The organism is Nocardioides exalbidus (genome assembly GCF_900105585.1).
GTDB lineage: Bacteria > Actinomycetota > Actinomycetes > Propionibacteriales > Nocardioidaceae > Nocardioides > Nocardioides exalbidus.
In genome coordinates this window covers 3,939,016-3,953,159 of record NZ_FNRT01000002.1, presented here as the reverse complement: position 1 = coordinate 3,953,159, position 14,144 = coordinate 3,939,016, and the positions used below count along the sequence as shown (strand labels likewise).

Sequence of the window (14,144 nt, the reverse complement as noted above, 5' to 3'; positions counted from 1 at the left end):
CGCCGGCGACTAGCATCCGGCTGCGTGGCCTACTTCGAGCGCACCGGCGCGGACACGTTCGAGCCGACCCGGCACGCGGGCGGCGCGTGGAACACCGAGGAGCAGCACATCGCACCCGCGCTCGGACTCCTGGTCCACGTGCTCGAGCAGGACCGGGACGCCCGCCGGGACGACGGGCTGCTGCCGGGTCGCCTGTCCTACGACATCTGGGGCACCGTGCCGATGGCCGAGGTCACCACGTCGGTGCGCGTCGTGCGGCCGGGTCGCACGATCGAGCTCGTCGAGGCGGCCCTGGCCCACGGCGGTCGCACGGTCGTCACGCTCCGCGCCTGGCTGAGCGGTGGCGGTGACACCACGGCGATCGCGGGCACGCACCTGGCCGGCGTGGCCGGTCCGGAGCGGGTGCCGGCGTGGGACCCCACGACGGTCTGGCCGGGAGGCTTCATCGCCTCGGTCGAGGTCCGTCGACAGCAGGTCGCGCCGGGGCGGGCCGTGGTCTGGGCGCGTGCGTCGGAGCCGCTGCTGGCCGGTGAGGAGGTCAGCACGCTCGCCCGGACGGCCGGCATGCTCGACGTCGTCAACGGGATGAGCGTGCGAGCCGACCCGCGCGAGGTCTCCTTCCCCAACCTCGACCTCACCGCCCACCTGCTGCGCGAGCCCGTGGGGGAGTGGGTCGGGTTCGACGCCACCGTCTCCTTCGGGGCGTCCGGGCTCGGCCTCACCAGCAGCGTCCTGCACGACGCGTCCGGACCGCTCGGCACCGTGGCGCAGACCCTGACCCTGCGGACCTGATCGACGGCGGGTCCCCACCACGCCCCTTGTCCGGTCGGACGGATCCGGGGCAGCCACCTTGTCTGCTCGCACCAACATCCGATCCACGGCGCTTCCTACCGTGGCGACATGAGTGACCTGGCGCACATCAAGTCGTGGTTCGAGGAGCACCTGCCCGAGCTGCTCGCGCGGCATCGCGTGCCGTCGGCGGCATGGGCCGTCCTCAAGGACGGTGAGGTGGTCGACGGGGCGCACGGCGTGCTCAACCTCGCGACCGGCGTGACAGCGACGCCGGACTCGGTCTACCAGATCGGGTCGATCACCAAGCTGTGGACGAGCACCCTGGTCATGCAGCTCGTGGACGAGGGCCTCGTCGACCTCGAGGCGCCGGTGCGCACCTACCTCCCGGAGCTCCGGCTCGCGGACGAGGACGCCGCCGCTGCGATCACCGTGCACGAGCTGCTCAACCACACGTCCGGGTTCGAGGGCGACATCTTCACCGACACGGGCGTCGGGGACGACTGCGTCGAGAAGTTCGTGGCGACCCTCGCCGACACCCCGCAGCTCTTCGCGCCCGGCGAGCAGTTCTCCTACAACAACGCTGGCTACTGCGTGCTCGGCCGTCTCGTCGAGGTCGTCCGGGGCACGACGTACGACCAGGCGCTGCGCGACCACCTGATCGAGCCGCTCGGCCTCGCGCACGCCGCGCCGAGCGTGCAGGAGGCGATCATGCACCGCGCCGCCATGGGCCACGTCGAGTCCGGTCCCGACGGGGCGATCGAGCCCGCGCCGTTCTGGTCGATGGCGCGCTCCAACAGCCCGGCGGGGTCGATGCTGTCGATGAGCCCGCGCGACCTGCTCGTCTTCGCCCGCATGCACCTGGAGGACGGCGTGGCGCCTGACGGGACCCGCGTCCTGGCGTCCGGCACGACGTCGCGGATGCAGGCCCGCGAGGTGGACCTGCCCGACCTCGGGCTCATGGGCAGCTCGTGGGGGCTCGGCTTCGAGCGGTTCGACACCCCTGAGGGACCGATCGTCGGCCACGACGGCAGCACCGTTGGCCAGGGCGCGTTCCTCCGCATGGTCCCCAGCGAGGGGGTCGCGGTGGCGCTGCTGACCAACGGCGGCGACATGATCTCGCTCTACCACGAGATCGTCGGCCAGGTGCTGGACAGCATCTCCGACGTCCACCTGCCCAGCCTCCCGCAGCCACCGGCCAAGCCCTCGCGCATCGACGCACGCCGGTTCGTCGGCACCTACTCCGCCGACGTCTTCGACCTCACGGTCAGCCAGGACGACGACGGCCGGATCTGGATCGAGCAGGTGCCCAAGGGCGCCTTCATCGAGCTCGGCGGCCAGGTCGAGCGATCCGAGCTGGTGGCCTACCGCGACGACATGCTGATCCCGATCGAGCCCGACCGCGGGATGCACATGCCGCACGCCTTCCTCGGCGACGACGGCGAGGGTCGCGCCCTCTACCTCCACCTCGGCCGCGCCGTCCGCCGCGCCGGCGCCTGACCCGCACTCCCCACGGAAGAGAGACCGGCATGACGCGCACCCTGATCGGCCCGGCTGCACTGGCCCTGGCCCTGTCGGCCACCCTCAGCGCCTGCGGGGGCGGTGGCGGCGGTGGTGGCGGCGGCACCGGCGGCGGTGAGGCGCCGTACGTCGACGGGGCGACGTTCACCCTCGGCCTGTCCTCCGACCCGGGCAACCTCGACCCGCAGATGGGCGCAGGCAGCTCGCTGTTCGCCGTGAGCCAGTTCGCCTACGACCCGCTCGTGAGCGTCGACGGCGAGACGGGTGAGATCGGCTCCCAGCTCGCCGAGGAGTGGAGCGTCGACGGCACCACGGTCAGCCTCACCCTCGCCGACGGCATCACCTGCTCGGACGGCGACGAGCTCACCGCCTCCGACGTCGCCGACAGCCTCAACTTCGTGACGGACCCGGAGAACCAGAGCCCGTTCCTCGGCACCTTCATCCCCGTCGGCGCCACGGCGAAGGGCGACGACGCGTCGCGGACGGTCACCCTGACGCTGGAGACGGCCTCGCCGTTCGTGCTCAACGGCCTCGGCAGCCTGCCGATCGTGTGCCCCGGTGGCATGGACGACCGCGACAGCCTGGCCCAGGCCACCAGCGGCACCGGCCCCTACGAGCTCACCGAGGCGGCGCCGGGCGACCACTACACCTACACGCTGCGCGACGGCTACACGTGGGGACCCGGCGGAGCCACGACCGACGAGCAGGGACTGCCCGCGACCGTCGTGGTCCAGGTCGTCGAGAACGAGACCACCGCCGCCAACCTGCTGCTCTCCGGCGGGCTCAACGCTGCGCAGATCGCCGGGCCCGACGGTGACCGGCTGGAGAAGTCGGGCCTCTTCGTCGCCGGGACCACCGGCCTGGTCGGGGAGCAGTGGTACAACCACGCCGACGGTCGCGTCACCAGCGACCCCGACGTGCGGATGGCCCTCACCCAGGCCCTCGACCTCACCGAGCTCGCCGGCGTCGTGACCTCGGGTCGCGGCGGTCCTGCCACCACCCTCGCGGTCAACGAGCCGGTCGCGTGCCCCGGGGACTCGGTCTCCGGCGCGCTGCCCGCCCACGACCCGGAGGCGGCCGCCGACCTGCTCGACGCGGCCGGCTGGCAGGAGGGCAGCGACGGCATCCGCACCAAGGACGGCGAGCCGCTCGCCGTCACCTTCCTCTACCAGAACGACCTCGGCAGCAGCGGCGACGCCGGCGCCGAGCTCGTGGTGCAGCAGTGGAAGGCGATCGGCGTCGACGCCACCGCCAAGAGCCAGAACGAGACCCAGTTGACCGGCACCATCTTCTCCGCCGGCGACTGGGACGTCGCCTGGGTCGGCCTCAACGTCAGCTCGCCCGACCAGCTCGTGCCGTTCCTCTCCGGCCCGGCCGCACCGGACGGCACCAACTTCTCCGCGATCGCCAGCGACGACTACGACGCGGACGTCGAGGAGGCGATGGGGATGGACGGCACCGCGTCGTGCGACACGTGGCTGGGTGCGGAGGCGACGCTCGTGGAGAACGCCGACATCATCCCGTTCGCCAACAACACGGTGCGCACGTTCGGCAAGGGCGCGGAGTTCGAGACGCCGGGTCAGCTGATCCCGCTCAGCATCCGGATGCTGGCCCCGTAACGGTGTCCGCCACGACGATCCCGCTCGGTGCGGGACCCAGGACCGGGCCGAGGCCGCCGGCGTGGGAACGGCCGTGGGTCAGGTTCGCCGGGCGGCGGCTGGCGCGGTTGCTGGTCTCGCTGTGGGTGCTGGTCACCGCGTCCTTCGCGATGATCCACCTGATCCCCGGCGACCCGGTGCGCGCCGCGCTCGGGCCCACCGCTCCGGCCGAGCTGGTGGCCGCGCGCCGTGCCAGCCTCGGCCTCGACGACCCGCTGGTCGTGCAGTACGGCCACTACCTCCGCTCGCTGGTCACCGGTGACCTCGGCACGACGCTCGGGTCGCAGCTGCCGGTGGCCGACGTGGTGGGGCAACGGCTCCCGGCGACGCTCCTGCTCGCCCTGCTGGGGTTCCTCCTCACGGTCGCCATCGCGGTCCCGGTCGGCACGCTCGCCGGGGTGCTCACCCGGCGCGGCCACGGCCGGCGCGCCGAGCTCGGCTTCACCACCTCCAGCATCGTGGTGGCCACCGTCCCCGACTTCCTGCTCGGCGTCGGCCTGGTCTACGTCTTCGGCGTGCACCTCGGCTGGCTCCCCGTCGCCGGCAACGCCACCCCGTCGGCCTACCTCCTGCCGGTCGTCTCGCTGGCGGTGGGACCCGCGGCCATCCTGGCCCGCATCGTGCGGGTCGAGCTCGTCGAGGTGCTCGACGCCGACTACATCCGCACCGCCCGCGCCAAGCGCCTGGCACTGTGGAAGATCTACCTCGGCCACGCCCTGCCCAACGCGGTGACGTCCGCCCTGACCCTCGGCGGGCTGCTGCTGGGGTCGATGGTGGCCGGGACCGTGCTGGTCGAGAACGTCTTCGCGTGGCCCGGCCTCGGCAGCACCATCGTCTCCTCGATCCTCGCCAAGGACTACCCGCTCGTGCAGGCGATCGTCCTCGTCTACGGCGTCGGCGTGCTGGTGGTCAACACCCTCGTCGACGCGGCCCTCGCCGTGCTCGACCCGCGATCGATGATCAGGGAGGACTGATCATGTCCGAGCCGATCTCCCGGGTCCGCGCCTGGCGCGACGTGCTCACCACGCCGCTGGGTGGCACGGCAGCCGTCCTGGTCGTGGTGGTGCTCGCGCTGGCAGTGGTGGGTCCCCTCGTCTGGGGCGACGCCGCCGACGCCGTCGACACCGGCGACATCCTGTCGGTGCCGTCGGGCGAGCACTGGGCCGGCACCGACAACCTCGGCCGCGACATCCTGGCCCGGGTGCTCGTCGCCGCCCGGCTCTCGATGCTGCTCGCGATGGGCGCGATCACCATCGCGATCGTCGTCGGCCTGGTCCTGGGCTCGGCACCGTTCCTGCTCGGCGGCCGCGCCGGTCGCCTGGTGTCGGCCGTGGTCAACGTCGCGGTGGCCTTCCCCGGCCTGCTGCTGGCCCTCTTCTTCGCCGTCATCTTCGGCGTCGGTGCCACGGGTGCGGTGCTCGCCATCGGGCTGTCCGGTGCGCCCGGGTTCGCCCGCCTCGTGCAGACGCTGGTCGCCGGCCTCGCCGGACGGGAGTACGTGGCCGCGGCGCGGGTCGCGGGCGTCGGCCGCCTGCGCATCCTGGTGCGGCACGTCCTGCCGAACCTCGCCGAGCCGCTGGTGGTCAACGCGACCATCGGCGCCGGCAACAGCCTGCTCGCCTTCGCCGGTCTGTCCTTCCTGGGCCTCGGCGTCCAGTCGCCGGCGTACGACTGGGGACGGCTGCTCTACGACGGGCTCAGCGCGCTCTACGTCAACCCGGCCGCGGCGCTCGCGCCCGGCGCCGCGGTGCTCGTAGCCGGGCTGGCGTTCAACCTCTTCGGCGAGTCCGTGGCCAAGGGCTTCGGGGTCACCGACCTCGCCGGACCGCGCGTGCGGACGGCGACCACGCGCCCGGCTCCCGAGCCACAGGTCGACCACGACCCCACCGACGCTCGACCCGAGCGCGACGTCGTCCTCGAGGTGCGCGAGCTGCGCGTCGGCTTCGCGGGCCGCCACGGCACGGTGCGCCCGGTCCGCGGCGTGAGCTTCTCGGTGCACCGCGGGGAGGCCGTGGGCGTGGTCGGGGAGTCGGGGTCGGGCAAGTCGCTGACCGCGCTCGCCGTCACCCGCCTCCTCGGCGACGACGCGACCGTCGAGGCCGACCGGCTCCGGCTGCTGGGCGAGGACCTCCTCGGCGCAGCCTCACCCGCCCGGCGGCACCTGCTCGGCACCTCGCTCGCGATGGTCTTCCAGGACCCGATGTCGTCGTTCAACCCGACGCGGCGCATCGGTCGCCAGCTCGCCGAGGTGGCCACCGAGCACCAGGGCCTGTCGCGCGCCGACGCGCTGGCGCGGGCCGTCGACCGGCTCGCCGCGGTGCGCATCGACGACGCGGGCGACCGGGTGCGGCAGTATCCCCACGAGTTCTCCGGTGGCATGCGCCAGCGCGCGATGATCGGCATGGGCCTGATGGGCTCCCCGGCGCTGGTGGTGGCCGACGAGCCGACCACCGCGCTGGACGTCACCGTGCAGCAGCAGGTGCTCGGCCTGCTCGCGAGCATCCGCGAGGCCGACGACGTCGCCCTCGTGCTCATCAGCCACGACGTCACGGTGGTCGGCGAGGTGTGCGACCGGGTGCTGGTGATGTATGCCGGGCGCATCGTGGAGGACCTGCCCGCGGCCGACCTCACGAGCCGCGCACAGCACCCCTACACCCGCGCCCTGGTGAGCTCCGTCCCCGACATGGCGACCGACATCACCCAGCCGCTCGCGACGATCCCGGGCCGCCCGGTCGGTCCCGCCGACGTGCCGCCGGGATGTGCGTACGCCGACCGGTGCCCGCTCGCGGACGCCCGCTGCCGCACCGACGAGCCCGTGCTGGAGGAGACGGCCGCCGGTGGGCGGGTCGCCTGCTGGCACCCCGGCGGCGGTCCGGTGCTGGTCGGCCAGGACCTGCTGGCTCGGCCGACGGGGGAGGAGCGATGAGCGAGCTCTGCTTCGACGCCGTCACCGTCCGCTACGACCGGCACACCGCGGTGGACGCGGTCAGCCTGACCGTCCCGCCCGGGACCGTCGTCGGCCTCGTGGGGGAGTCGGGGTCGGGCAAGTCGACCCTCGCCCGCGCCGCCGTAGGCCTCGTCGAGCCCACCTCGGGCAGCATCACCCTCGGTGGCGCGGCGATGCCGCGACGCGGCCGGCGGCCGGTGCAGATGGTCTTCCAGGACCCCTACTCCTCGCTCGACCCGCGGATGAGCATCGGCGACAGCGTCGCCGAGGCGATGCCGAAGGAGGGCGACACCCGCACCCGCGAGGGTCGCCGCGAGGAGGTGCGCCGCCTGCTGGACCTGGTCCACCTCGGGTCGGCCGACCCGGGCGACCTCCCGGGTCGGCTCTCCGGCGGCCAGCGCCAGCGCGTCGCGCTCGCCCGCGCCCTGGCCGGGCGTCCCGACGTGGTCATCGCCGACGAGATCACCTCGGCGCTCGACGTGTCCATCCAGGGCGCGGTCCTCAACCTCGTGCGCGAGCTCCAGCAGGAGCTCGGCCTGTCGATCCTCTTCATCTCCCACAACCTCGCCGTGGTCCGCTACGTCGCCTCACGCGTCGCCGTGATGCGGTCGGGCCGGATCGTCGAGGAGGGCACCACCACCCAGGTGCTCGAGCAACCCGAGCACGCCTACACCCGCGCGCTGCTCGACGCCGTCCCCGGAAGGAACCCGCGATGACCACTGAGCCCACCGACGTCGACGCCACCACGAGCGGTCCGCGCCGACTCCGCATCGACGACCTGCTCGACCTGGCCGTGCCCTCGCAGCCCGCGCTGTCGCCCGACGGGAGCCAGGTGGCCTACGTCCTGCGGACCCTCGACGGTGCTGCCGACCGGGCCGTCGACGAGCTCTGGCTGACGGACACCTCCGGCGAGGTGCCACCGCGCCGCCTCACCCGCGGCCCGACCGACACGTCACCGGCGTGGTCACCGGACGGCACGACCGTGGCGTTCCTCCGCGAGGGCCGGGTGGCCGTGCTGGCGGTCCGGGGCGGCGAGGTGGACGTCCTCGCCGACCTGCCTGCCGGGGCCGGGGCGCCGCTGTGGAGTCCGGACGGCCAGCGGCTGGCCTTCACCGCTCCTGTGGATCCGGCCGGCGCCGGTGCGTCGTCGACGGCGCCGATGGTCACCGGCGGCACCGACTACCAGTCCGACGGCGCCGGCATGCACGGCGCCGTGCGCGCCCAGCTGCACGTGGTCGCCGCGGACGGGACGGACCTGCGCGTGCTCACCGACGGAGAGCACGGCGTCGGCAGCCCGGCGTGGTCGCCGGACGGCGGGAGCATCGCCTTCACCCGCGGCACCGGCGAGCGCTTCCGGGTCCCGGTCCACGTGCTGCCGGCGGACGAGGTGGGCGCCCGCTCCCGGCTCGTCGGGCTCGCCGACGGCATCACCTCCGTCGTCACCTGGTCTGCCGACGGCGACTCGCTGCTGGCCGTGGCCCACCCGGGGGACCCGGTCGGCCACCAGCACCTGCTCCGCGTCCCCCTGTCCGGGGACGACGTCGTCGACCTGTCCGCCTCCGTCGACCGCAACGTGATGGGCGGCGCCCCCGCCTACCCCGGCGGCACGCCGGTGGAGGAGGGCGGCCGCACCTGGTTCTGCCTGCGCGAGCACGGGTGCACGCACCTCTGGTCGGTCGCCGACGACGGCGGCGACGCCCGCGCGCTGGTGGCCGGTGAGGGTCGCGTGGTCTCCGGGCTCTCGGTGGGCCCGGGACGTGCGGCGTACGTCCTCACCACCCCCGACTCCTACGGCGAGGTCGCGGTGGTCGACCTCGCCGACGGCACCGAGACCGTGCTGACCGACCACGGCGCCCCGCTCGCGGACGTGGTCCACCACCCGCGCGAGCCGCGCACCTTCACGATCTCCGACGGCACCGAGGTGGAGGCCTGGCTGGTGCACGACCCCGACCAGCGGGGCGCCCGCCCGGTGCTCCTCGACGTGCACGGCGGTCCGCACAACGCGTGGAACGCCGCCGCCGACGAGATCCACCTCTACCACCAGGAGCTGGTCGAGCGCGGCTGGGCGGTCCTGCTGGTCAACCCCCGCGGTAGCGACGGCTACGGCGAGGAGTTCTTCGCCGCCGTGCGCGGAGGCTGGGGGACCGCGGACGCGAAGGACTTCCTCGAGCCGCTCGACCAGCTCGTGGCCGAGGGGCTGGCCGACCCCGACCGGCTCGCGGTGGCGGGCTACAGCTACGGCGGGTTCATGGCGTGCTGGCTCACCGGGCACGACGACCGGTTCGCCGCCGCCGTCGCGGGTGGCACGGTGAGCGACCTGATCAGCATGTACGGCACCAGCGACGACCTGTGCCTCAGCGCGTACGAGCTGGGCGGGACGCCGTGGACGGAGCCGGAGCTCTACGCCGCGATGTCGCCGCTGACGCGGGTCGCCGACGTGCGCACCCCGACGCTCGTCCTCCACGGGGCCGAGGACCGCACCTGCCCGCTGGGCCAGGCGCAGCAGTGGCACACCTCGCTGGTCGAGCTGGGCGTGGAGACCGAGCTGGTCGTCTACCCCGACGCCAGCCACGTGTTCCTCCTGCTCGGCCTCCCCTCGCACCGGCTCGACCTCAACCGCCGGATCCTCGACTGGGTCACCACCCACACCACCGGAAGCGGGCGTGCAGCCCTCGACGCCGCCCACTGGGAGCGCCGGCTGCGCACCCTCGCCGAGCGCTACGGCACCCCCGGTGCACAGCTCGGCATCCTGCGGATGGCCGACGTCCCGGGCGCCGACGAGGTGGTCACCGCGACGCACGGCGTGCTCAACGTCCGCACCCAGGCCCCCGTGTCGGCCGAGGCGCTCTTCCAGATCGGCTCGATCAGCAAGGTCTGGACCTCGACCCTGGTCATGCAGCTGGTCGACGAGGGACTGCTCGACCTCGACGTCCCGGTCGTGAAGGTGCTGCCCGGGCTCGAGCTCGCCGATCCCGAGGCGACGGCCACCGTGACCACGCGGCACCTGCTCACCCACACCAGCGGGATCGACGGCGACGTGTTCACCGACACCGGTCGCGGCGACGACTGCCTGGAGAAGTACGTCGGCATCCTCGGCGACGCCGGGCAGAACCACCCGGTCGGCGCGACGTGGTCCTACTGCAACTCCGGCTTCACCGTGCTGGGGCGGATCGTGGAGGAGCTGACCGGCCTGACCTGGGACCAGGCGCTCCGCGAGCGCATCTACGAGCCGCTCGGCCTCGACCACACCGCGACGCTGGCGGAGGACGTCCTGATGCACGCCGCTGCGGTCGGCCACGACGACCACGACGGCGTGCCGGCTCCCGCGGCCGCCTGGCAGCTGCCGAGGTCGATCGGCCCCGCCGGCCTCATCTGCTCCGACGCCGCCGACGTGCTGGCGTTCGCGCGGATGCACCTGGCCGGCGGTGTCGCCGCCGACGGCACGCGCGTGCTGAGCGAGGAGAGCGCGGCCGCCATGACGTCGCACCAGGCCGACCTGCCCGACACCCTCGTCCTCGGCGACTCCTGGGGCCTGGGCTGGATCCGGTTCGGCTGGGACGGGCGGCGCCTGATCGGGCACGACGGCACGACGCTGGGGCAGAACGCCTACCTCCGCATCCTGCCCGAGCAGGGCCTGGCGGTGGTCCTGCTCACCAACGGCGGGCACGCCCACGACCTCTACCAGCGCCTCTACGAGGAGATCTTCGCCGAGGTCGCCGGGGTCGCGCTGCCCGAGCCGTTCGCGCCGCCCGCGGAGCCGGTGGACGTCGACGTCACGCCCTTCGTCGGCACCTACGAGCGCACCTCGGTGCGCATGGAGGTCGAGGCGGGACCCGACGGCCCGCTGCTGCGCGCCACGCTGCTCGGCCCGCTCGCCGAGCTCGAGCCGGACCCGGTCGAGGAGCACGAGATGGTCGCGGCGGGACCGGGCCTGTTCGCGGTCCGCCCCGGTGGCGGCGAGACGTGGATGCCCGTGACCTTCTACGAGCTCGAGACCGGAGAGCCCTACCTCCACTTCGGGGTGCGCGCGACCCCCCGGGTCTCGCCGTGAGCGACCTGCTCGACGAGCTGCTGGCCGACGTCCGGGCGCTGGTCGAGTGCGAGTCCCCGTCGCACGACCTCGAGGCCGTCGCCCGTTCCGCCGACGTGGTCGCCGCCGTCGGTACGACGCGGCTCGGGGTCGAGCCGGAGCCGATCGTGCTGGACGGGCGGACGCACCTGCGATGGCGGCTCGGTGACACGCCCTCGCGCGTCCTGCTGCTGGCCCACCACGACACGGTGTGGCCGATCGGCACGCTCGCGCGGCGTCCCTTCTCCGTCGAGGACGGCGTGCTGCGGGGTCCGGGCTGCTTCGACATGCTGTCCGGTCTGGCGATGGCACTACACGCCGCCGCCGGACTGGACGGCGTGACCCTGCTGGTCACGGGTGACGAGGAGATCGGGTCTCCCTCGTCGCGGGGCCTGATCGAGGAGGAGGCTCGCGCCGCCGAGGCGGTGCTGGTGCTGGAGGCCTCCGCCGACGGCGGTGCCCTCAAGACCGAGCGCAAGGGAGTCTCCCTCTACGACGTGCACGTCACCGGGCTCGCGGCGCACGCCGGCCTCGAGCCCGAGCGGGGCGTCAACGCCACCCTCGAGCTGGCCCACGCCGTCCTGGCGCTGGCCGGGCTCGGTGATGCCGACCTCGGCACGACGGTGACACCCACCGCCGCGCGGTCGGGCACCACGACCAACACCGTCCCGGCGAGCGCGACGCTCGCCGTCGACGTACGCGTCCGGACCCGGGCCGAGCAGGAGCGGGTCGATGTCGCCGTGAGGTCGCTGGCCCCGGTGCTCCCCGGTGCCGCGCTCGAGGTGAGGGGTGGTCCGAACCGACCGCCGCTCGAGGCCGCGTCGTCCGCCGGCCTGCTGGAGCGCGCCCGGTCCGTCGCGACGTCGCTCGGGCAACCGGCGCCCGGGTCGGCGGCGGTCGGGGGAGCCTCCGACGGCAACTTCACGGCCGGCGTCGGCACCCCGACGCTGGACGGCCTGGGCGCGGTCGGCGGGGGAGCCCACGCCGAGCACGAGCACGTCCTGGTCGACCACCTCGTCGGCCGCACGGCCCTCCTGCGCGGTCTCGTCCGCGACCTCCTCGCCGACCCGGCGCCGGTGCGGGAGCACGTGGGCGGTGGCCCCCGGTGACGGCGCAGGGTGAGAGCGGTGCCGCCGTGCCCGTCGTGCGCGCGGTCTCGCCGCACACGCCGATCGGCGTCGACGACCTGGAGCAGGCCAGCCAGGTGTGCGACGCCGCCGCCCGCCAGGCCGGGGTGACCGTGCGCAGCCTCACCGACCTCGCCGACCTCGCAGCGGTGGTGGAGCTCTTCGCCGACGTGTGGGGCCGCTCGGCCAACCCGCCGGTCTCGCTGGAGATGCTGCGCGCGCTGACCAAGGCGGGCAACTACGTCGGCGGCGCGATGGACCGGGGTCGGCTCGTCGGTGCCTGCGTCGGTTTCTTCCACGCTCCTTCCGAGGACGCCCTGCACAGCCACATCGCCGGGGTCGCACCCGGGTCCACCGGCCGCAACATCGGCTTCGCGCTCAAGCTGCACCAGCGGGCCTGGGCCCTGGGCCGTGGCGTGGAGGAGGTCGCCTGGACCTTCGACCCGCTGGTGTCCCGCAACGCGTGGTTCAACCTGGTCAAGCTCGGTGCCCACCCCACGGAGTACCTCACCAACTTCTACGGTCCGATGGTCGACGACCTCAACGGGACCGACGACACCGACCGGCTGCTGGTCCGCTGGCGGCTGCGCGACCCGGCCGCTGCCGCGGCGTGCGTGGGAGACGTACGTCCCGCGGACGCGGCCCGCGAGGTCGCGCTCGGCGCCGCCGTGCTCCTCGACGTGGACTCCGGTGGCCGTCCGGTGCGGGCGCGCGGGCGGACCCGGGCGGAGGCACCGGTCGCGCTCGTGCGGGTGCCACCCGACATCGAGGCGCTGCGGGGCAGCGACCCCGTCACGGCGCGGCTGTGGCGGGAAGAGGTGCGCGAGGTGCTGGGAGAGCTGGTGCAGGCCGGTCACCGGGTCGAGGGGTTCGACCGGTCCGGGTACTACGTCGTCAGGAGGAACCCGTGAAGATCACCGGAGTCGAGCTCCGTCGGATCGCGATGCCGCTCGTGGCGCCGTTCCGCACGTCCTTCGGGACCGAGACCGCCCGCGACGTGCTGCTCGTGCGCGTGGTGGGGGAGGACGCCGAGGGGTGGGGCGAGTGCGTGGCCATGTCGGCACCGCTCTACTCCAGCGAGTACGTCGACGGGGCCGTGGACGTGATGCGTCGCTACCTGCTGCCCCGGCTGCTCACGGGGGCACCCCTCGCCGCGCACGAGGTCGCGCACCGGCTCGAGCCGGTGAAGGGGCACCGGATGGCCAAGGCGGCGCTGGAGATGGGAGTGCTCGACGCGGAGCTCCGCAGCGAGGGACGCTCGTTCGGTCGCGAGCTCGGTGCGGTGCACGACCGCGTCCCGTGCGGCGTCTCGGTCGGCATCATGGACTCGGTGCCCGAGCTCCTCGACGCCGTGGACGGCTACCTGGGCGAGGGCTACCTGCGGATCAAGCTCAAGATCGAGCCCGGCTGGGACGTCGAGCCGGTGCGTGCGGTCCGCGAGCGGTTCGGGGACGACGTGCTGCTGCAGGTGGACGCCAACACCGCCTACACGCTCGGCGACGCCCCGCACCTGGCCCGGCTCGACCCGTTCGACCTGCTGCTCATCGAGCAGCCGCTGGACGAGGAGGACCTGCTCGGCCACGTCGACCTCGCCCGGCTGATCCGCACGCCCGTGTGCCTGGACGAGTCGATCACCTCCGCGCGTGACGCGGCGGCGGCGATCCGGCTCGAGGCCTGCCGCATCGTCAACGTCAAGCCCGGCCGGGTCGGTGGCTACCTCGAGGCCAGGCGGATCCACGACGTGTGCGTCGCCGCCGGGGTGCCCGTGTGGTGCGGCGGGATGCTCGAGACCGGGCTGGGCCGCGCAGCCAACGTCGCGCTCGCCGCCCTCCCCGGGTTCACGCTGCCGGGCGACACCTCCGCGTCGGGGCGCTACTTCGCCACCGACATCACCGAGCCCTTCGTCCTCGACGACGGCCACCTCGCGGTGCCCGCGGGCCCCGGGCTCGGGGTGGCCCCGGACCCCGACCGGCTGGAGGCCGTGACGACGTGGAGCGAGTGGTTCGCCGGGTGAGCGCTGGCGGAGCCGCGAC

10 protein-coding genes are annotated in these 14,144 nt (G+C 73.9%); all 10 read left to right on the top strand.

What is annotated here, in order from left to right:
* Window positions 1-24: 24 nt before the first annotated feature.
* Window positions 25-792, top strand: a complete 768-nt coding sequence (locus BLV76_RS19155) for a thioesterase family protein (protein WP_090971211.1) — start codon at window positions 25-27, stop codon at window positions 790-792.
* Window positions 793-900: 108 nt separating this feature from the next.
* Entirely contained in the window at window positions 901-2,289 is a 1,389-nt protein-coding gene (locus BLV76_RS19150) for a serine hydrolase domain-containing protein (RefSeq protein WP_090971209.1), read from the top strand.
* Window positions 2,290-2,318: 29 nt separating this feature from the next.
* Window positions 2,319-3,929, top strand: a complete 1,611-nt coding sequence (locus BLV76_RS19145; RefSeq protein WP_090971207.1) for an ABC transporter substrate-binding protein — start codon at window positions 2,319-2,321, stop codon at window positions 3,927-3,929.
* Between the two features lie 2 nt (window positions 3,930-3,931).
* Complete coding sequence (locus BLV76_RS19140; protein WP_425433736.1) at window positions 3,932-4,942, top strand: ABC transporter permease; 1,011 nt, start codon at window positions 3,932-3,934, stop codon at window positions 4,940-4,942.
* 2 nt (window positions 4,943-4,944) lie between these two features.
* Entirely contained in the window at window positions 4,945-6,894 is a 1,950-nt protein-coding gene (locus tag BLV76_RS19135; RefSeq protein WP_090971205.1) for a dipeptide/oligopeptide/nickel ABC transporter permease/ATP-binding protein, read from the top strand.
* Window positions 6,891-7,631, top strand: coding sequence for an ABC transporter ATP-binding protein (locus tag BLV76_RS19130; protein WP_090971203.1), 741 nt, complete (start codon window positions 6,891-6,893; stop codon window positions 7,629-7,631). Before BLV76_RS19135 ends, BLV76_RS19130 begins: the two co-directional genes overlap by 4 nt.
* Complete coding sequence (locus tag BLV76_RS19125; RefSeq protein ID WP_090971201.1) at window positions 7,628-10,966, top strand: serine hydrolase; 3,339 nt, start codon at window positions 7,628-7,630, stop codon at window positions 10,964-10,966. Before BLV76_RS19130 ends, BLV76_RS19125 begins: the two co-directional genes overlap by 4 nt.
* The gene (locus BLV76_RS19120; protein ID WP_090971199.1) at window positions 10,963-12,093 is read left to right on the top strand and encodes a M20 family metallopeptidase; all 1,131 of its coding nucleotides are present in this window, start codon (window positions 10,963-10,965) and stop codon (window positions 12,091-12,093) included. Before BLV76_RS19125 ends, BLV76_RS19120 begins: the two co-directional genes overlap by 4 nt.
* Window positions 12,090-13,022 (top strand): GNAT family N-acetyltransferase, encoded by a 933-nt coding sequence (locus BLV76_RS19115; protein ID WP_245734764.1) that lies wholly within the window; start codon window positions 12,090-12,092, stop codon window positions 13,020-13,022. Before BLV76_RS19120 ends, BLV76_RS19115 begins: the two co-directional genes overlap by 4 nt.
* Complete coding sequence (gene menC / locus BLV76_RS19110) at window positions 13,019-14,125, top strand: o-succinylbenzoate synthase (RefSeq protein ID WP_090971197.1); 1,107 nt, start codon at window positions 13,019-13,021, stop codon at window positions 14,123-14,125. The genes BLV76_RS19115 and menC overlap by 4 nt, the downstream gene beginning before the upstream one ends.
* Window positions 14,126-14,144 lie beyond the last annotated feature (19 nt).